1 protein-coding gene is annotated in these 1,563 nt (G+C 70.2%); it reads left to right on the plus strand.

What is annotated here, in order from left to right; translation table 11 throughout:
- Positions 1 to 61: 61 nt before the first annotated feature.
- On the plus strand, positions 62 to 1,563 hold a 1,502-nt coding region (locus D7V93_RS42850; protein ID WP_120648659.1), incomplete at its 3' end, for a methyl-accepting chemotaxis protein.

Consider the following 1,563-nt stretch of genomic DNA (forward strand, 5'->3'; position numbering starts at 1 on the left):
CCCTTCCCCCTTCCGACGCGCCCCGGGCGCTGTCACGGCCGTCCCCCACTCCGGAGTGACCATGTTCAACAACCTGAGCATCACGGGAAAACTGCTGCTCGCCTTCGGCTCGATGGTGGCCATCATCATCGGCCTCGTGACGATGGTGTACGTCACGCTGGACCGGGCCGCCGTGTCCTCGTACGAGGACACCGAGAGTCGGCTGGTGATGGTCGCCGTGCGCACCCTGGAGGGTGACATGGCCGACCTGGAGACGGGCCAGCGCGGCTTCCTCATCACCGGCGACGAGAAGTTCCTGGACCCCTACACCCAGGCGCGCCTGAGCGTCTCCCAGAACATCGACCGCATCCGCGAGCTCACCCAGAAGAACCGCCGCCAGCAGGAGCGCCTGCAGGAGATCCGCGACCTGATGCAGCAGTGGGTGACCCAGCACCTGGAGCCCCTCATCGCCCAGCGCCGCGAGGTCAACGCGGGCCGCGGGGAGCTCTCCCAGCTCATCGCGGTGGAGCAGTCCGCGCGCGGCAAGCAGACCGCGGACCGCGTCCGGACGATGCTCACCAAGCTGGCGGACGACGAGGAGGTCCTCCTGCAGGAGCGCATCGCCCGGACCGCCCTGCTGGGGCGGGACCTGTACAACGCCCTCACCTTCGGCGGCCTGCTGAGCGTGGCGCTCGCGGGCCTGCTGTCCTACCTCCTCACCCGCAGCATCGTGCAGCCGCTGACGGAGGCCGTGCAGGTGACGGCGCAGGTCACCTCCGGCGACCTCACGGCGAACATCACCACCCGGGGCCGCGACGAGACGGGCCGGATGATGGGCAGCATGCGGGAGATGATCCAGCGGCTGTCGGGCGTCATCAGCGAGGTGCGCGGCGCCGCGGGCTCACTGTCGTCCGCGTCCCTCCAGGTGGCCTCCGCCGCGCAGGGCCTGTCCCAGGGCACCAGCTCCCAGGCGGCCTCCGTGGAGGAGACCACCGCCAGCCTGGAGCAGCTCAACGTGAGCATCCGGCAGAACGCGGAGAACAGCCGGGAGATGGAGCAGACGGCCGTCAAGGGCGCCCGGGACGCGGAGGAGAGCGGCCGCGCGGTGAAGGAGACCGTGGAGGCGATGAACGCCATCGCGGACCGCATCTCCATCGTGGAGGAGATCGCCTACCAGACGAACCTGCTCGCGCTGAACGCCGCCGTGGAGGCGGCCCGCGCCGGGGAGCACGGGCGCGGCTTCTCCGTCGTCGCCACCGAGGTGCGCAAGCTCGCCGAGCGCAGCCAGAAGGCCGCGAAGGAGATTGGGGGGCTGGCCTCCTCCAGCGTGAAGGTCGCCGAGCGCAGCGGACAGCTGCTGGGCGAGCTGGTGCCCGCCATCCGCCGCACGGCGGAGCTGGTGCAGCAGGTGACCAACGCCTCGCGTGAGCAGTCCATCGGAGTGTCGCAGATGAACCGCGCCATGACGCAGGTGGATCAGGTGACCCAGCGCAACGCCTCCGCCGCGGAGGAGCTGTCCTCCACCGCCGAGGAGATGGCCACCCAGGCCGAGTCGCTCCTGCAGATGATGACGTTCTTCCGGCT

This window comes from Corallococcus llansteffanensis, from assembly GCF_003612055.1.
In the GTDB taxonomy this organism is placed as follows: Bacteria; Myxococcota; Myxococcia; order Myxococcales; family Myxococcaceae; genus Corallococcus; species Corallococcus llansteffanensis.